Source organism: Solwaraspora sp. WMMD792, from assembly GCF_029626105.1.
Taxonomy (GTDB): domain Bacteria; phylum Actinomycetota; class Actinomycetes; order Mycobacteriales; family Micromonosporaceae; genus Micromonospora_E.
On the sequence record NZ_JARUBH010000009.1, the window covers coordinates 2,729,466 to 2,746,796 of the forward strand.

Annotated in this window: 15 protein-coding genes; 8 read left to right on the forward strand and 7 right to left on the reverse strand. The window is 69.6% G+C overall.

Annotated elements, in window-relative coordinates; translation table 11 throughout:
* The first annotated feature begins 5 nt into the window (after positions 1–5).
* From O7629_RS13550 to O7629_RS13565, 4 genes are all read left to right on the forward strand, one after another.
* Positions 6–932 (forward strand): SDR family NAD(P)-dependent oxidoreductase, encoded by a 927-nt coding sequence (locus O7629_RS13550; RefSeq protein WP_278169526.1) that lies wholly within the window; start codon positions 6–8, stop codon positions 930–932.
* 28 nt (positions 933–960) lie between these two features.
* Positions 961–1,842 carry an amidohydrolase family protein gene (locus O7629_RS13555; protein WP_278169527.1) on the forward strand — a complete coding sequence of 294 codons (882 nt, stop codon included), beginning with the start codon at positions 961–963 and terminating at the stop codon, positions 1,840–1,842.
* 19 nt (positions 1,843–1,861) lie between these two features.
* Positions 1,862–2,314, forward strand: coding sequence for a MaoC family dehydratase (locus tag O7629_RS13560; RefSeq protein ID WP_278169528.1), 453 nt, complete (start codon positions 1,862–1,864; stop codon positions 2,312–2,314).
* A gap of 90 nt (positions 2,315–2,404) precedes the next feature.
* Entirely contained in the window at positions 2,405–3,928 is a 1,524-nt protein-coding gene (locus O7629_RS13565) for a long-chain fatty acid--CoA ligase (RefSeq protein ID WP_278169529.1), read from the forward strand.
* On the opposite strand, the gene O7629_RS13570 is transcribed toward O7629_RS13565, so the two are convergent.
* From O7629_RS13570 to O7629_RS13595, 6 genes are all read right to left on the reverse strand, one after another.
* Positions 3,852–4,736, reverse strand: a complete 885-nt coding sequence (locus tag O7629_RS13570) for a PaaX family transcriptional regulator C-terminal domain-containing protein (RefSeq protein WP_278169530.1) — start codon at positions 4,734–4,736, stop codon at positions 3,852–3,854. The genes O7629_RS13565 and O7629_RS13570 overlap by 77 nt on opposite strands.
* 33 nt (positions 4,737–4,769) lie before the next feature.
* Positions 4,770–5,570, reverse strand: a complete 801-nt coding sequence (locus O7629_RS13575) for an ABC transporter ATP-binding protein (RefSeq protein WP_278169532.1) — start codon at positions 5,568–5,570, stop codon at positions 4,770–4,772.
* Positions 5,563–6,417, reverse strand: coding sequence for an ABC transporter permease (locus O7629_RS13580; RefSeq protein WP_278169534.1), 855 nt, complete (start codon positions 6,415–6,417; stop codon positions 5,563–5,565). Before O7629_RS13580 ends, O7629_RS13575 begins: the two co-directional genes overlap by 8 nt.
* On the reverse strand, positions 6,417–7,214 hold the full coding sequence (locus tag O7629_RS13585) for an ABC transporter permease subunit (protein ID WP_278169536.1): 798 nt from the start codon (positions 7,212–7,214) through the stop codon (positions 6,417–6,419). The genes O7629_RS13580 and O7629_RS13585 overlap by 1 nt, the downstream gene beginning before the upstream one ends.
* Before the next feature lie 66 nt (positions 7,215–7,280).
* Positions 7,281–8,255, reverse strand: a complete 975-nt coding sequence (locus O7629_RS13590; protein WP_278169537.1) for an ABC transporter substrate-binding protein — start codon at positions 8,253–8,255, stop codon at positions 7,281–7,283.
* A gap of 247 nt (positions 8,256–8,502) precedes the next feature.
* Positions 8,503–11,439, reverse strand: coding sequence for a family 16 glycoside hydrolase (locus O7629_RS13595; protein WP_278169538.1), 2,937 nt, complete (start codon positions 11,437–11,439; stop codon positions 8,503–8,505).
* Positions 11,440–11,806: 367 nt separating this feature from the next.
* Here O7629_RS13595 and O7629_RS13600 point away from each other — a divergent pair, with 367 nt between their 5' ends.
* Complete coding sequence (locus tag O7629_RS13600) at positions 11,807–12,559, forward strand: spermidine synthase (protein WP_278169540.1); 753 nt, start codon at positions 11,807–11,809, stop codon at positions 12,557–12,559.
* On the opposite strand, the gene O7629_RS13605 is transcribed toward O7629_RS13600, so the two are convergent.
* Positions 12,541–13,479: a DUF2690 domain-containing protein gene (locus tag O7629_RS13605; protein WP_278169541.1), complete on the reverse strand. Its 939-nt coding sequence runs from the start codon at positions 13,477–13,479 to the stop codon at positions 12,541–12,543. The two genes, O7629_RS13600 and O7629_RS13605, sit on opposite strands and share 19 nt — an antisense overlap.
* Positions 13,480–13,742: 263 nt before the next feature.
* On the opposite strand from O7629_RS13605, the gene O7629_RS13610 reads away from it, so the two are divergent.
* The 3 genes from O7629_RS13610 (at position 13,743) to O7629_RS13620 (ending at position 17,331) form a co-directional block, all read left to right on the forward strand.
* Positions 13,743–14,567, forward strand: coding sequence for a hypothetical protein (locus tag O7629_RS13610; protein ID WP_278169543.1), 825 nt, complete (start codon positions 13,743–13,745; stop codon positions 14,565–14,567).
* Between the two features lie 73 nt (positions 14,568–14,640).
* Positions 14,641–15,498: a transglycosylase SLT domain-containing protein gene (locus O7629_RS13615; RefSeq protein WP_278169545.1), complete on the forward strand. Its 858-nt coding sequence runs from the start codon at positions 14,641–14,643 to the stop codon at positions 15,496–15,498.
* A gap of 225 nt (positions 15,499–15,723) precedes the next feature.
* Positions 15,724–17,331 (forward strand): peptide chain release factor 3, encoded by a 1,608-nt coding sequence (locus O7629_RS13620; protein WP_278169547.1) that lies wholly within the window; start codon positions 15,724–15,726, stop codon positions 17,329–17,331.

Here is a 17,331-nt window from a genome sequence, read left to right on the forward strand (position 1 = left end):
TCCCGATGTCCCTGGACGGCAAAGTCGCCATCGTCACCGGTTCCGGCAAGGGTCTCGGCCTGGCCTACGCCCAGCAGTTGGCCCGACAGGGTGCCGCCGTGGTGGTCAACGACGTCGACGCCGAGGCCGCGGACCAGGCCGTCTCGGCGATCGAGGCGGCCGGCGGACGCGCCGCCGCGCTGGTCGCACCGGTCGGTCCCACCGAGACCGCCGAGGCCCTCGTCGCCACTGCGGTCGAGCGCTTCGGTCGACTCGACATCCTGGTCACCAACGCGGGAATCCTACGCGACACGGTGCTGTGGAAGATGAGCGACGAGGACTTCGACACCGTCGTCAACGTGCACCTGCGGGGCACCTTCACCACCGTCCGGGAGACCGTCCGGCACCTGCGGCAGGCCGGCGAGGGCGGGCGTATCATCTGCATCGGCTCCCCGACCGGCCAGCGCGGCAACTTCGGACAGACCAACTACGCCGCCGCCAAGGCCGGCATCGTCGGGATGGTGCGGACCTGGGCGCTGGAGCTCAAGCGGGCCGGCATCACCGTCAACGCGGTCGTGCCGGTGGCCGCGACCGCGATGACCGCCACCGTCCCCTACTTCGCCGCCGCGGTGCGGGCCGCCGACCAGGGCGAGCCGATGCCCGACTTCTTCCGGCACGATCTCGGGTTCGGTACCGCCGACGACGTGGCCGGGCTCATCGCCTTCCTCGGCTCCGACGCCGCCGCCGGCGTGACCGGCCAGGTCATCGGGGTGGGCGGCGACCGCATCCAGATCTGGACCCACCCGGAGGCCGCGCTGACCGCGTACCACGAAGGTGGCTGGTCCTATGACGCGTTGACCGCCGCGTGGCCGACGCAGTTCGCCGACGCGCTGCAGAGCGTCGGCGAACGCTTCCCGGAACTCCCCGAGGAGTTCCGGACCGACGCCTCCTGACCTGCGGCCGGACGGAGGACGCCCGAGCATGTACCAACCCGCGATCGACCTTGCCGCGATCACCGCGATCGACGTGCACGTGCACATCGAGGTGGACGGCCACGGCCACGCCTCGCTGCCCGAGCCGCTCGTCGCGGCCGCGTCGAAGTACTTCCGGACCGACGGCCCACGGCCGGCCGTCGAAGCCGTGGCGCAGTACTACCGGGAGCGCCAGATGGCCGCGGTGGTGTTCACCGTCGACGCCGGCACCCAGCTGGCCCACCCACCGCTGTCCAGCAGCGAGATCGCCCGAGCCGCCGCCGACCACGCGGACGTGCTCATCCCGTTCGGCTCGGTCGATCCGCGCACCGGCGACGCCGCCCTCGAACTCGCCGCCCGTCTCGTCGAGGACGAGGGAGTACGCGGTTTCAAGTTCCACCCGACAGTGCAGGGCTTCGATCCGAGCCACGACGAGTACGCGCCGCTGTGGAGCCTCATCGAGAAGGCGGGCGTGCCGGCGTTGTTCCACACCGGGCAGACCGGCATCGGCGCCGGCCTGCCCGGTGGCTACGGCCTGCGGCTCGGGCTGTCCAACCCGATCCTGCTCGACGCGGTGGCCGCCGAGTTCCCGGATCTGCAGATCATCATGGCGCACCCGTCGGTACCCTGGCAGGACGAGGCTTTGTCGGTGGCGACACACAAACCCAACACCTGGATCGACCTGTCCGGGTGGAGCCCGAAGTACTTTCCGGCGGAGCTGGTGCGCCACGCCAACTCGATCCTGAAGCGCCGGGTGCTGTTCGGCACCGACTATCCGCTGCTCACCCCCGACCGGTGGCTCCGGGACGTGGCGAACATCGACCTCAAACCCGACGTGCTCCCCGGCATCCTGAAGGACAACGCCGCCCGGCTGCTGCGCCTGACCGGGTGACCAGGACGAGAGGAATCCTGTGACGACGACTGTCGAGTTCCAGCAGCTCGGTGAGCTCACCGGCACCGACCTCGGATACACCGCCTACCGGACGGTCACCCAGGAGCAGGTGAACCTGTTCGCCGACGCCACCGACGACCACCAGTGGATCCACGTCGAACCCGAGCGGGCGAAGGCGGGACCGTTCGGAGCGCCGATCGCCCACGGCTTCCTGACTCTCTCCCTTGCCGTTCCGTTCTGGACGGAGCTGCTCGATGTGACGGGCGTGTCGACGAAGGTGAACTACGGTCTCGACAAGGTGCGTTTCCCCGCGCCGGTGGTGGTCGGGTCGCGAGTACGGATGCGGGCCGTCATTGCCGAGGTCACCGAGGTCTCCGGCGGGTACCAGCTCACCGTCGACCAGACGATCGAGATCGAGGGCGGGGCCAAACCCGCGGTCGTCGCCCGGGGCCTGTACCGCTTCTACGCCTGAGCCCCGCCGTCGGCTCCCACCAGGAGTCCGATCCCCTACCAGGAGTTCGCTCCCTCTCCAGTAGTTCGCTCCCTCACCAGGAGGTCGCCGATGCATCAGCACGGAATCGGCACCTGGCTGTCCAGGCGCCGCCGGACCGCCCCGGACCGGATCGCCCTCGTGTACGGCGAACAGTCGGCCATCACCTACCGGCAGTTCGCCGACGGAGCGGACCGGATCGCGGCAGTGCTGCGGAACCTCGGCGTCGGCAAGGGAGACTCCGTCGCCTACCTCGGCGAGAACAGTCCCGAGTTCCTGCAGACGATGTTCGGCACCGCCCAACTGGGCGCGGTGTTCGTACCCGTCAACACCCGGCTCGCGCCGCCCGAGATCGCTCACGTCCTCACTGACAGCGGTGCCGCGGTGCTCCTGCACGATCCCGAGTTCGCGCCCCGGCTGGCCCCGGTCGTCGGCACCGTACCGACCCGGCATGTCGTCGTCACCGGGGCCGGCACCACGGACCGTCCCGGCCTCGACGTGCTGCCAGGCGACGTCGACCCGGACGACGTCGACCCGGACGTCACCCCGGACGACCCCGCCGCGATCATCTACACCTCGGGCACGACCGGCCGGGCCAAGGGCGCGGTGCTGACCCACGGAAACCTGACCTGGGTGGCGATCAACACCATCGTCGACTACGACGTCGTCTCCACCGACGTCGCGCTGATGATCTCGCCGCTGTTCCACGTCGCGTCGCTGGGTATGGGGGCGCTGCCGGTCGTGCTCAAGGGCGCAACGCTGGTGCTGGAGAAACGGTTCGAACCGGGGCGGGCGCTCGCTCAGATCCAGCGGCACCGGGTGACCATGCTCAGTGGGGTGCCGACCACCTACCAGATGATGGCCGACCATCCGGACTGGGCGTCGACGGACCTGTCGACGCTGACGAAGCTCACCTGCGGCGGGTCGGCCGTCCCGACCCGCATTCTCAACGCCTACGAGGAACGCGGCCTGTCCTTCTCGCAGGGGTACGGGATGACCGAGACGTCACCGGGCGCCACCGCGCTGTCAGCGGCGATGACCCGGGCGAAGCAGGGCAGCGTCGGCCTGCCCCACTTCTTCACCGATGTCCGGGTCACCGACGAACGTGGCGAGCCGGCTGCGGCGGGCACCGTCGGCGAGATCGAGATCACCGGCCCGAACGTCTTCGCCGGCTATCACCGGCTGCCCGAGGAGACGGCCCGGTCGTTCACCGCGGACGGTTGGTTCCGCAGCGGCGACCTGGGCTACCTGGACGCCGACGGTTACCTCTACATCGTCGGCCGGCTCAAGGACATGATCATCTCCGGGGGCGAGAACATCTACCCGCCCGAGATCGAACTCCTGCTCGGTGAACTGGACGGGGTGACCGGGGTCGCGGTCATCGGGGTGCCCGACCCGCAGTGGGGCGAGGTGCCGTGGGCGATCATGACGGTCCGGGAAGGCACCCACGTCGACCTCGACGTGGTACGCGCCCACTTGGACGGCAAGGTCGCCCGCTACAAGCTGCCCAAGAACGTCGTCATCGTGACCGAGCTGCCCCGGACCGCGTCGGGGAAGGTGCGGAAGGCCGACCTGCGGGCCCGGTTCGGCGGCTAGGCCCGGGGCGGGTGGCGAGCGCGGCGAACTCCGCGTCGGACTCGGCGGCCAGCCGCTCGTGCACCTGCCGGTACACCTGCGTCGATCTCGTCGCCGGCCAGTCCTCGTCCATGAACTCGCGGGGCAGTCTCGGGTCGACACGCAGCAACGCGAGCCAGTCCGCGACGAGCATCATCCGCACCGTCAGGGCACTCGGCGCCTGTGTCACCGCACCCGGGTCGTCCCAGACCTCGATGAACGCCAGGTGTTCGCGCCGGATCGCCTCGATGTCCCACGCCGAGCGGACGCTGTCGGCGATCGGGAAATCCGTGAACTCCCGCGCGTGGAAGGCGATCACCGTGTTCGGCGGCAGATCCTGGCGCAGCGGTTCCAGGGAGCCTGCGAGGTCGACCTCGCCGGGCGCCAGCCACAACCCGTCGCGAAGCGGCGCGAAGCCCTCCCAGGTGAGGGTCGACCGCAGCCGGTGACGGAACGTCCGCTGGCCCTCCGGGATGGTGAAGGTGACCAGCGTCCATCCGGTGCCCTGCGGATCGAACGGGTGCGGGCCGCGGACCCGGTCCGTCGCCTCGCGCAGGACCGCTGACCCGTGTCCGGTCAGGGCGAAGGAGATCTCCCGACCGCTTCTGCTCCGCGCGAGGATGCCGCTGTGTACGAGCCGGTCCAGGGTGGCCCGGGTCGCCGGGGCGGCGACGCCGGCTCCTTCGAGCACCCCGATCAACGCGCTGGCCCGGATCGGACCTGGATCGTCGTCGACGACGTACTCACCGAAGAAGGCGAGCAGCAGCTGCTTCGGCTGACGGCTGCGCACGGTCACCCCCGGACGGATCGATCGACGGTACGATCATGGCGCTACGGCCTGCCCCCGTTTGGCCCGTTGAATCTGGTCGTACACGTGCGTGCGCAGCTGCGTGAAGCGGGGCAGCGCCCGGGTGTTGATCTGGTCACGGCCCGGTGGGAGGTCGACGGTCAGATCCTCCTGCACCCAGGTGGGCGACCTGGACAACACGAGGACCCGTTCGCCCAGATAGATCGACTCGTCGATGTCGTGGGTGACGAAGACGATCGACATGTTGCGTGAGGTGTGCAGCTCACGGACGAGATCCTCCAGGTCCGCCCGGGTCTGGGCGTCGACCGCGGCGAACGGCTCGTCCATGATCAGCACCTCTGGTTGGTACGCGACGGCGCGCGCGATCGCCACCCGCTGCTGCATTCCACCCGACAGTTGCCACGGGTGGCTACGGGCGGCGTGCCCCAGACCCACCGCGTCGAGGGCGTCGGCCACCAGCTTTCCCCGTGCCGCGCTGGACAGCCGCTTGTGGCGCAGCGGCAACTCGACGTTGCCGCGGACCGTCAGCCACGGGTAGAGGCTGCGGCCGTACTCCTGAAAGACGACGGCCATCGCCGGGCTCGGGCCGGTCACCGGGGCACCGTGCATCTCGACCCGGCCGCTCGTCGGCCGTAGCAGACCGGCGAGACACTTCAGCAGGGTCGTCTTGCCACAACCCGACGGCCCCACGACGCAGAGCAGTTCACCGGCGTCCATGGTGAAACTGACGTCGCCGATCGCCTCGACGTCGCCGGTGGCCGATTCGTAGACCTTGCGCAGGTGCTCCACCTGCAGCAGAACATCGCGGTCAGGCACGGTTGACCTCCCTGATTCCGTGGTACCAGCGCAGCACCCGCCGCTCGACGACACCGAACGTCACGGCGAGCAGGACACCGACGAGACCGAGCAGCAGGATGCCGCTCCACATCTCGGCGATGAGGTAGTTCCGTTGGAAGTAGGCGATCCGGTACCCGAGACCAGCGGACGAGGCGAACATCTCCGAGATGACCATCAGGATGAGCGCCACCGACAGGCTCTGCCGCACGCCGGCCATGATGCGCGGGCTCGCCGAGGGCAGTACCAGGAACCAGAGCCGCTCCCACCAGGTGACCTGGAACGATTCCGCGGTTTCCGACATGACGCTGTCGATCGCCCGGACCCCGTCGATCGTGTTCAGCAGGACGGGCCACAGCGCGCCGGAGACGATCACCACCACCTTCATGGTGTCGGTGATCCCGAGCAGCAGCATCACGACGGGGATCAGCACCGGCGGCGGGATGGCCCGGAAGAACTCCAGCAGTGGTTCGAGCAGCTCGCGCAGCCAGCCGAACAGACCGATGAGGGTGCCGGCGGCGACACCGAGCACGATCGAGGCGAGGATCCCCAGGGCGAGCCGGTACAGGCTCGGCAGTACGTCCTCGACGAACGCCGCGCCGACCCAGGTGTCGATGAAGGACTCGGCGATCGCGACCGGTCCGGGGAAGAACCTGTTCGTCGACGAGGTGGACAGCACACCCCAGAGCACCAGCAGCAGGAACGGCAGACCTAGGGAGTAGAGGAACCCGCCGACGACGCGGCGCCCGACGCCGCGCCGCCGGCTCGGGCGCGGGCGCCCGGTCCCCGGGACGGTCCGGGCGGTCGCGGAAACGGTCCGGGTGCTCACTAGACCTGCTCCCCTCGCACCGACTGGTGCCACGACAACGATCGGCGCTCGATGTACCGGAAGACCAGGTTGACGCCGAGCCCGAGCAGCCCGGTGACCACGACGAAGGCGTACAGCCCGGTGGCGTCGCCGGCGGACCGGGACAGTTCGATCATCTGGCCCAGGCCCGGGTTTCCGATCACCATCTCGGCGGTGATCGCGAGGATCAGCGCGACCGCGGCGGCCAGCCGGACGCCGGTCATGAGGTACGGCAGCGCGGTCGGCAGGACCAGATACCACAGACGTTCCCGACGGGTCAGGTCGAAGCTGCGGGCGGTGTCCCGGGCGACCGCGTCGACGTCGGCGACGCCGTAGATCATCTGAACGAACACCTGCCAGAACGACGCGTAGATGATGATGACGAGGGCGGCCCGCATCTGGATGCCGAACATCAGGACGGCGAGCGGGATGAGGGCGACCGACGGGATCGGGCGCAGGAACTCGACCATCGTGTGGGTGGCGCGGCGCAGGAACGGCACCAGGCCGACGACCGCGCCCAACGCGACCGCCGCAGCCGTCGCCACCGACAGACCGATCCCCCAGGACGTCATGGTGAGCCCTAGCCGACGCCAGAAGGCGAGGTCACGGAACTCCTCGACGAGCCGCACGAGCACATCGGTGACGTAGGGCAGGTACTGCGAGTTGACCAGTCCCAGGGTGGGGACCAGCTGCCAGATGAGGAGGAACCCGAGCAGGCCGGCGCCGCCCAGCAGAACTTTGCGCGGCGAACGGGGACGCCGGATGGACAACACGTGCATGTCGCTCCCGTGGTGGGCGGTCCCGCCCGCTCGCGGTGGGTGCCGGAGCGGGCGGGACCGTTACGGCTACTGCTGCTGGATGAGGCGGTCGAAGTCCGGCTGCTCGTCCAGTACGCCGTACTCGCCGGCGAGCGTCGCGAGCGTCTCCAGGCTCGCCCGGTCCAGCTCCCAGCCGAACTCCGGCAGCCGGACCGAATCGGCGACCGCCTCGGGGAGCTCGAGGTTGTCCTTGATCGCCTGCCGGACGTCCGCCTCGTTGGCGGGGTCCTGCGCCCACTCGAGCGTCTCCTGCATCGCCGCCGAGAAGTCGGCGATCAGCTCGGCGTCGGACTCGAGGCTGTCCGCGAGGGTGATCGTGGTCAGGGTCGCCAGCCCGGGGATGACCGCCTGGTAGGGCTCGACGACGACGGCATCGCCGCGCTCGCGCAGCTGGGTGACGAACGGCTCCGGCACCCACGCCGCCTCGATGTTGCCGGCTTCGAGCTGGGCCGGGACGTCGGGGAAGGCGACCTCGACGAACTCGATCGTCGTCGGGTCGCCCCCGTCCTGCTCCACCGCCGCCATGATCGTCACGTCGCCGGCCGCGCCGAGGCTGTTCACCGCGACCCGACGCCCGGCGAGTTCGGCGGGACGGGTGATGCCGGACGCCGCGGACGCCACCACGGCGTTGATGTCGTCGCCCTCCGCGTAGGAGGACGCGTAGTTGCCGATGAGCACGACGCCGAGGTCCTGCAGGTCGGCGCGGAACGGGCCGAACGGCTGGCCGATGGCGAAATCGATGTCCCCGTTGATCAGGGCGGGGATCGCCTGGGCGCCGCCCTGCGCGGGCAGCACCTCTACCTCGATCCCCCGCTCGGCGAAGATGCCGGCTTCGATGCCGCCCCACAGCGCGGCGGTTTCCGTGATCGGCAGCGCCGCGACCCGGACCTGACGCAGCTCGCCGTCCGTCTGGTCGTCGGTCGGGGTCGCGTCCGAGTCGGTGCAAGCGGTAAGGGCGAACGCCATGGCGGCGATCAGCCCGAAGGTAAGTGTCTTCTTCACTGACGAGGCCTTCCGGGACGGAGGTCGTGGGGTGCGTCAATCCCGGCAGTAGGCCCACCCCGCGCAAATACGTATCGATGTGAGCGGAGTCACCCTGCCGTGGTGGCCATGCTCGACTACGAGGCCGCCAGATGTCAACAAATTCTGACGACCGTCACGGAAAAGTTGAATATCGCTGCCTGGCCGGTCGCGCCACGCGGCCGCGCCGGACCGGGATTCCCGGTCCGGCGCGGCTGTCGTACTTGGGTCAGCTCAGCGGCTCGACCCAGATGTTGCGGTACTGCACGGCGTTCTGGTGGTCCTGCAGCCGGATGGACCCGGTCGCCGGCCCCTCGGGGATGTTGCCGCCGGTCGGGCCGGTGATGGCGACGTCGTCGTGCACGGTCACACCGTTCCAGACCAGGGTAACCCGGGCGTCGGAGGTCTTCTCACCGGCGCTGTCGTAGCGGGCCGCACGGTAGGTGATGTCGTACGTCTGCCACGTCTCCGGTGGCCTCGCGGCGTTGACGTCCGGCGGCTTCTGCAGGTAGATGGCACCCGCCTCGTTGTTGTCGAGGGTCGGGTCCCCGTACGAGTCGAGGATCTGGATCTCGTAGCGTTCCTGCAGGTAGACGCCGCTGTTGCCACGGTTCTGCCCGGTGACCTCCGGCGGCAACTGCGGCACCTTGAACTCGACGTGCAGCCGGAAGTCGCCGAACGCCTGCCGGGTACGCAGGTCGCCGCAGCAGACCTCCATCGCCCCGTCACCGACCAGTGGCCAGCTCGCCGACCGACCGTCGGTGTGCTGCCACTCGGACAGGTTACCGCCGTCGAACAACACGATCCGTTCACCAGGCTTGCGGACGGTGATCAGATCCAGGTTGACGTGACCGGTGTCGGTCGCGTCCACCCGGTACTGGATCGCGTTGGTGCCCCGACGCAGGGTGAGCAGTTCCGTCTTGGTGGCCCACTCCTTCCAGGTGACGGTGGTCGGCAGGACGGTCTGCCGGACCTTCTCGCCGTTCACGTAGATGCTGACCGTCTTGTCGCCCTGGAACGGGTTCGGGCCGTTGCTGTAACGCAGCCCCACCTCGTACTCGCCGTTGCGCTTGACCTCGACGTGCACGGTGTTGGCGGCGTTCAACTCGCCGAACCCGGCCACGAAGCCGACACCCGAGTGGCCGGCGTGCTCGGTGTCGTACCGGGCACTGCCCTGCTGGTAGCCCTCCTCGGCCTCGTAGAAGATCCGGTCCGGCTGGGCACCCGGAATGGCGTTGAGCGTGTACCAGGCCTCGGTGCTCCACAGCTCCTCACCGTTGGAGGCGGTGAACGAGCGGGGCGAGCGCAGGTGCACCACCCGGCCCTGCTGCAGGCCGTCGACCATCACTCGGACCGTCCGGCGGTCGTTGGAGACGATGACCTCGCGCACGCTCAGCGTCTCCTCGTCGACCTTCGGTCCGCCGTACGTGGGGACCGGCGCGTAGCGCCACTGCTTGATCTGGTAACGCTCGGCGATGTCCTGGATCGTGTCGGTGGACAGCGGCCGGGTGTATTCGATCTTGAAGCCGTTCGGGGTGGCGCTCATCGACTTCATGTCGAACGTCCGGTTGCCGTTCGGGGTCAGCTTCTGCAGCCCGTACCGCAACTTGCCGGCCTGACCCCAGTTGCCGTCGGCACCGAGCCCACCCACGTAGATCGACCCGTCCGGGCCGATCGAGACCTCGTTGACGCCGGCCTCCAGCCCCTGGGTGTGCCGGAACACCGCGCCCTGGTAGTCGCCGTGCACCTCCTCCAGGTACGCGCGCTGCAGCCCACCGTAGGTGACGTCACCGATCAGGAACTGGTCCCGGTACGGACCCTTCTTGATCCGCACCGGAGTGCTCGGCGAGTTGGCGATCTCGTTCTGCGGCAGCCAGAGCGCCGGCTGACTGACCGGGTTGGCGTCGAACGGCCCGTCCGGGTTGGTGTAGTGGTTGAAGAACCGGTCCTGCTCGATGTGCACCAGCTTGGAGGCGGGCAGCCAGCCACCCTGGTTGTCGGTGACGAAGAGCTCTTGGTCCCGACCCCAGCCGATGCCGTTCGGGGTCCGCAGACCACCGGCGATGTAGCTGACCTCGCCGGTGCGCCGGTTCACCTTGATGCTGGTGCCCCGGTTGCCGATCGGCTGCGGGTCGGTGGTGGCGCCGCCGTAGTCGATCGCCACCGAGAGGTTGAGGTAGAAGTGTCCGCCCCGGTAGAGCAGGCCGAAGGCGAACTCGTGGAAGTTGCCCCCGTACGGCCACCTGGCCACCGTCCGGTACTCGTCGGCGACCTCGTCACCGTCGGTGTCGCGCAGCTCGGTGAGTTCGTGCTTCTGCGAGACGTAGATGGTGCCGTCGACCACCGCCAGGCCCATCGGCTCCCGCAGGCCGCTGGCGACCTTCTTGTACGTCACCTGCTCGGCGCTGGTCGTCCCGGTGACGTTCTCGACGATGTAGACCTCGCCGAGAATCTCCTCACTGCCGCCCCAGGTGGCGATGACCAGCCGACCGTCCTCGGTCCAGTCCATCCCCGAGACCTGCGGTTCGAACCCGTCCGGCCGCAGGTCGGTCAGGGTGTAGTCGGGGTGCACCGCGTCCAGCGGAAGCCCGTCGCCCGGGGTGTCGGTAACACCCTGGCACGCCTTGCGGCCGGGCGCGGTCACCCGGACCACTCCGGCGTCGGTGCTCAGTACGGAGTTGGGCACGACGGCGAACTCCTCGGCGCCCGGCGGCTGCCAGGACAGTGTGAGCTCCTGCCCACCGCCGGCCTCGAAGTACTCGATCCGCAACGCGTGGTAACCCTCGGTCAGGGTCACCGCACCGTCCATCGGGGTCGCCCCGTGCAGCCCGTCATGGTCGACCACCACCGCGTCGTCGATGTAGAGACGGGAGCCGTCGTCGCTGACCAGCCGGAACGTGTACGTCCCCGCGGCGGCGACGTGCAGGTTGGCGAGGGCGTGCGTGACGAAGTTGTCCTCCTGCCCGAAGTCGTCCGCCGTGGACCAGTCGACGACCGGCATCAACTTGTCGACGTTCGGGGTCTGTCCGGGCTTGAGGGTGCAGATCTCGGTCAGCGGTACGCCGACATCGTAGGTACGCAGGGTGACACCCGGCTCCTGCGGCGGCAGGTCGGCGATCTGGGCGGCGGCCGGTGACGCCCCGACAGCGGTCAGTGAAGCGAGCATGGCGGTGACGACGACTATGGCCGGGCCACGCGTTCTTGGCGGGCGTGGAGACATTCCTCCCCCTTCGAGGGTGCTGATGAACGCCGCGGTCGCAACCATCGCCGAGGGGGTGCCTGCCCGGTGGACGAGATGATCTCGAAGCACGGCTGCGGCACATCATGAGTCACATTCGCTGAAGTAGCAAGATCTTCTGAGCGATCAAGTCAAACTTTTGCTCATCACAGACGAAAGATTCCCCCGCAGGGGCGGTCGATGTCCGTCGGAGGACTGGCTGTCAAGACGGTTGGCGGACTGTGCGTCCACCCGGCACACCCGCACGAGACGGTAGAGTCGGCGGGCCAACCTGCGCCCATCAGAAGGAGTGCCGATGGCCGCGCGTTTCGAGGAACTTGACTGGCGGCAGACCCCGATGGGCGAGATCAGCCTCCGGCGGCGGCGGGACCCGGTCGTGAACCGCGAGGTGTACGAGGTCAAACTGGGCGACGAGTACCTGATGTCGAGCCTGTTCACCGTCGCCGAGATCGAACTGGCCCGGCTCGCCCTGGCCGAGCTGTCCCGCGAAGACCTCGACGTCGTCGTCGGCGGGCTCGGCCTCGGCTACACCGCCCACGCCGTACTGCGGGATCGTCGGGTCCGGTCGATGATCGTCGTCGAAGCGCTGGCCGACGTCATCGGGTGGCACCAACGCGGTCTGGTGCCGGGTGGAGAGGCGCTGGTCGCGGATCCCCGGTGCCGGTTGGTGGCCGGAGACTTCTTCGCCCTGACCGCCGCGGCCGGCCCCGATCCGGCCGCACCTGGACGACGGTTCGACGCCGTCCTCGTCGACATCGACCACTCCCCCGGGCATGTCCTGCACCCGTCGCACGCCGCCTTCTACCGGCCGGACGGCCTGCGGCACCTGGCCAGCCACCTGCGGCCCGGCGGCGTATTCGCGCTGTGGTCCGACGACCCACCGGAAGCCGGGTTCACCGAAGCGCTCGGCCAGGTGTTCCCGCAGGTCCGCACCGAGGTGGTCACGTTCCGCAACCCGCTGATCGGCAGCGACTCGGCCAACACCGTGTACCTGGCGCAGACCCAGGCACGGCCGCCGGGCGAACCGGGTCAGCCGCCGCCCGGCTGAGCGGCGATCGGCAGAGCCGCCACCGGAATGCGCAGGTCGCGGACCTGCAGGGCGGTCGGTGTGCCGGTCGGGTCGGGATGGGCGCACGGGGTCGACGCAGTGGCCAACGCGGCGCGGTCGTCCGCGCTGCTGATCTCGACCGCGACCTCGACGCACCCCTCGAAGGTCCGCAGGACGTTGCCGTACACGCTGTACACCTGGCTCGGCACCAGATAGGGATAGTCGAACCGACTGACGGCCCCGTCGGACGGACGCCTGATGGACAGCCGGATGGTGACCCCGGTCGGCACCCGCTCCGTGGAGACGAAGAGCGGCCAGGCCGCCTGGCATCGCTGGGAGTAACGCAGGGTGAGGCTGCCGTAGGGCGGCCGGGTCGGATCCCGGTCGGGAACCTGCACGGTGTGCGTGCTCACCGCGTCGAGGTGGCACTGTTCCTGCTGCGGGTCCGCGCCGTCCGCCGCCGGTGACACGGCGGCGGAGGTCGCCACGGGTTCCTGCACCGCCCCGCCGAGCCGGTCGAGCACCGCCGTCGGCACCAGGATCACCGCAGCGACGACAGCCGCGATCCCGCCGGTCGCCGCCAGCGCCCGGCGGGAGACGTGCGGCTCGCGTACGGCGGGCCGGTCGGCTGGTGGCGCGGCACCGTTGATGAGTGCGTCGACCTGGCTCCACCGCTGCCGCCAGTTGTCCTCGTCGCCGTCACAGGCACGGACGAACGCCAAGGTCAGCTCCAGCGAGGGCAGCCGGGTTCCGGACAGCACACCGGACAGCGCGGTGTGCGAGTAGTGGGCCTTCTCCGCCATCTTGCGCAACGAGGGCTGCCCGGCGTCGCGTCGAAGCTGTTCCAGATCGGCGACGAAGGCACCGATCGGGCCGGCGGCGGAACCACGAGTGCCGGCGTGTCCATTTTGATCCGTCATGGCCTCTCCTGAACGCGTAAACCTGGTGTCAACAGCGGTCAAGCCAGTGCTTTACGAGCAGGTCCACGCCAGTATCAGCCTCGACGCAGCTGCCCGTTGGATAGACGCCAGTGAACAGCGTCTCACAGTCCGTACTGGACCACGTGCGCCTTCGTACCCTGACCGGACCGGCGTATCCGGGCGACGGAAGCCGCCTGCGGAGGCGTCCGGCATGGACGCGGTATCGGGTGGACGGGCAGCCCGCTCTACGACAGGAGGACCGCGTGCACCACCGCAAGCAGACTGAACCCGTACCCGCCCGCCGACCGGTGTCCAGAACCCTCCCCCGGATCTTGCGGGGTGTCCTGGCGTCCCTCGCCGCACTGGTGATGGTCCTGGTCGGAGCCGCCGCACCGGCGATCGCCGGGATCACCGGCTACCGGGTGACCGGCACCGGTGGTGCCGGGCTGATCGTGCGGACCAGCCCGCACGATGCCTCGGCACCGGCGGTCACCGTCCTCGCCGACGGCACGTATTTCACCGCCGAGTGCGCGGTACGCGGCCGCAACATCTACGGCAACAATGTCTGGCACCAGATCAGCGCGCCGGTGAACGGCTGGATCAGCGACTACTACACCACCACGCCCGGCTTCAACCAGTACCTGCCGGGCGAGCCGGAGTGCGGCTCCGGCACCCCGCCGCCGACCGGCACCCGGGAGCAGCGCGCCCTCGCCTGGGCCCGGTCGGTCCTCGGACACACGCACACCAACGGCGACCTCGGCGACAGCAACCATCCGTGGGACGGCTGGTGCGACAACTTCGTCGGGCACGCGTACGGACGGGCCGCCAGTGGCTACGCCACCGCACTGGTCCACTACAACGCGTTGTACCAGCGCGGCCTCATCCACACCACCGGCACACCGCCGCCCGGCGCTCTGGTCTTCTTCGCCGGAGCGCAGATCAACGGCTACGCCGGTCACGTGATGCTCTCCGAGGGCAACGGCAGTTACATCACCACCGCCCCCACCATCCGGCAGGTCTCGCTCAGTTGGCCCGGTGCGCCGTACCTCGGCTGGTCGTACGCGGACCCGGAGTGGCCGGGACGTTGACCACCGCGTCACCCGACCGCCGCGTCACCCGTCGGAACTCAGTCACCGCTCGTCGTTTCCAGAAAGGAACATGATGGATCCCGATCATCTCCCGCCCGCCTCCGCCGGCGGCCGGCGGCGCCGCCCTCGGCTGGCGCTGGGCCTCGCCCTGCTCTCCGTCGTCGGCGCGGTCGCTCTCGCGGTGCCCGGCACGGCCAGCGCCGCACCGGACAGCGGTGCCGTTGACGGCACCGTCCCGGCCAGCGTCGGCGAGCCGGCCGCCACGCCGGCACCGGACACCGTCAGCGTCAACGCCGTCGGTATCGACCTGTGCGCCCAGGTGGGGTACGCCGCCGGGTTCCGGGGCAGCCCACTGGTCACCGCGGTCGCGGTGGCCATGGCGGAGTCCTCGTGCAACCCGTCGGCGGTCGGCAGCAACGGCCCCACCGCCGGATGCCCCTACGGATCACTGGACCGCGGACTCTGGCAGATCAACAACTGCTACCACCCCACCGTGACCGACACCTGCGCCTACGATGCCCAGTGCAACGCGAACGCCGCGTACAACATCTCCAGCGGTGGCAGCAACTGGCAGCCGTGGTCGACCTACAACAGCGGCGTGTACGCCAACCACCTGTCCGCCGCGCAGGCGGCGGTGAACCGGCTCGGCGGCGGCGGCACGCCGGGCGGCGTGACCGGGACGATCCTGGCCAGCCCGTGGCTCAACGTCCGGGCCGGTCCCAGCACCACGTCCGCCGTCGTCGGATACACCTACTACGGCAGTACGGTGACCATCTCCTGCTACACCTTCGGTGAGTACGTCGGCGGCGGGTACTGGCCGTCATCGACGTGGGACCGGATCACCGATCCGGCCACCGGTGCCACCGGATTCGCCGCGGACACCTGGATCAACACCACCCACGACGTCAAGAGCATGGTGCCGTCCTGCTGATTCGTCACGTCGGACGGCACCGGTGAGCTGGCCGTGTTGTCCCGTGCCGCCAGCGGCACGGGACAACACGGCCGGCTGCTGGGAGACGCCGAAAGCAGCCCCGCCCGGAACAGGTCACCGCGCGGCAGCGGACTGAACCCGCGCCGACCGACAATTCGGCCCCTTACGTTAGAGTCCGGTCGTCGACCTGCCACCACACGGGCGACGAAAGGAGAAGGACGTCAGGTGTCGGGAACAGCGGAAGCCATACGACCGGTCACGGCGGAGGCGGCGCGGCGGCGTACCTTCGCGGTGATCTCCCACCCGGACGCCGGCAAGTCCACCATCACCGAGGCCCTCGCGTTGCACGCTCGGGCGATCAACTCCGCTGGCGCCGTGCACGGCAAGGGCGACCGCCGTGGCGTGGTTTCCGACTGGATGGCTCTGGAGCAGCAGCGCGGCATCTCGATCACCTCGGCGGCGCTGCAGTTCACCTACCGCGACACGGTGGTGAACCTGCTCGACACGCCCGGGCACGCGGACTTCTCCGAGGACACCTACCGGGTGCTGACCGCGGTCGACTGCGCGGTGATGCTGCTCGACGCCGCCAAAGGACTGGAGCCGCAGACACTGAAGCTGTTCGAGGTGTGCCGCCACCGCCGGGTACCGGTGATCACCTTCATCAACAAGTGGGACCGACCCGGGCTGGAGCCACTCGAGCTGCTCGACGAGATCGAGCAACGGATCGGGTTGCGCTGCACCCCACTGACCTGGCCGGTCGGTGTCGCGGGGCAGTTCCACGGGGTGGCCGACCGGCGCACCGGCCGGATGGTCGCGTTCACCCGCACCCCGGGCGGGGCGAGCGCCGTCATCGAGGAAACCTTCACCGCCGACGAGGCCAGCCGACGGTACGGCGCCGACTGGACCCAGGCGGTCGAAGAGCTGGATCTGCTCGCCGCCACCGGCGCCGAACACGACCGGGCCGCGTTCGTCGCCGCGACCACCACGCCCGTGCTGTTCGGCGCCGCGGTCACCAACGCCGGCGTACGCCAGCTCCTCGACGTGCTGGTGGACACCGCCCCCGCGCCGACGGCCCGACCGGACACCACCGGCACCCCCCGCGAACTGGACGCGCCGTTCGCCGGATTCGTCTTCAAGACCCAGGCCAACATGAACCCGGCCCACCGTGACCAGGTAGCGTTCGTGCGGGTCTGCTCCGGCCGGTTCGAACGCGGCATGGTCGTCACCCACGCCGGCACCGGCCGCCCGTTCGCCACCAAGTACGCCCAGCAGGTCTTCGGCCGCGACCGGGACACCATCGACGAGGCGTACCCGGGCGACGTGGTCGGACTGGTCAACGCCACCGCGCTGAGCATCGGCGACAGCCTCTACGCGCCTGGGCCGGCGGTGACATTCCCGCCGCTGCCGTCGTTCGCCCCCGAGCACTTCGTCGCCATCCGGGCCACCGACGCGTCGAAGTTCAAACGGTTCCGCCGCGGCATCGAACAACTCGACGGCGAAGGCGTGGTCCAGGTGCTGCGATCGGACCGCCGGGGCGAGCAGTCCCCGGTACTCGCCGCCGTCGGGCCGATGCAGTTCGAGGTCGCCACCCACCGGCTGGCGACCGAGTTCGGGGTACCGACCGCGGTCGACCATCTGCCGTACACCCTGGCCCGGCGCACCGACGCGGCGAGCGTGGCCGGGTTGAACGCGGCACCCGGGGTCGAGGTGATGACCCGGGTGCGTGACGGCGAACTGCTCGCCCTGTTCCCCGACAAGTGGCGGCTGTCCACCGTGCGCAACCGCGACCCCGACCTGGTGCTGGAGCCGTTGCTCGCCGACGCCGGGAGCTGA

Coding starts and splice junctions, on each gene's coding strand:
- O7629_RS13550 (WP_278169526.1), top strand. CDS start 6: ATGTCCCTGGACGGCAAAGTCGCCATCGTCACCGGTTCCGGCAAGGGT.
- O7629_RS13555 (WP_278169527.1), top strand. CDS start 961: ATGTACCAACCCGCGATCGACCTTGCCGCGATCACCGCGATCGACGTG.
- O7629_RS13565 (WP_278169529.1), top strand. CDS start 2,405: ATGCATCAGCACGGAATCGGCACCTGGCTGTCCAGGCGCCGCCGGACC.
- O7629_RS13585 (WP_278169536.1), bottom strand. CDS start 7,214: ATGCACGTGTTGTCCATCCGGCGTCCCCGTTCGCCGCGCAAAGTTCTG.
- O7629_RS13595 (WP_278169538.1), bottom strand. CDS start 11,439: ATGCTCGCTTCACTGACCGCTGTCGGGGCGTCACCGGCCGCCGCCCAG.
- O7629_RS13600 (WP_278169540.1), top strand. CDS start 11,807: ATGGCCGCGCGTTTCGAGGAACTTGACTGGCGGCAGACCCCGATGGGC.
- O7629_RS13605 (WP_278169541.1), bottom strand. CDS start 13,479: ATGACGGATCAAAATGGACACGCCGGCACTCGTGGTTCCGCCGCCGGC.
- O7629_RS13615 (WP_278169545.1), top strand. CDS start 14,641: ATGGATCCCGATCATCTCCCGCCCGCCTCCGCCGGCGGCCGGCGGCGC.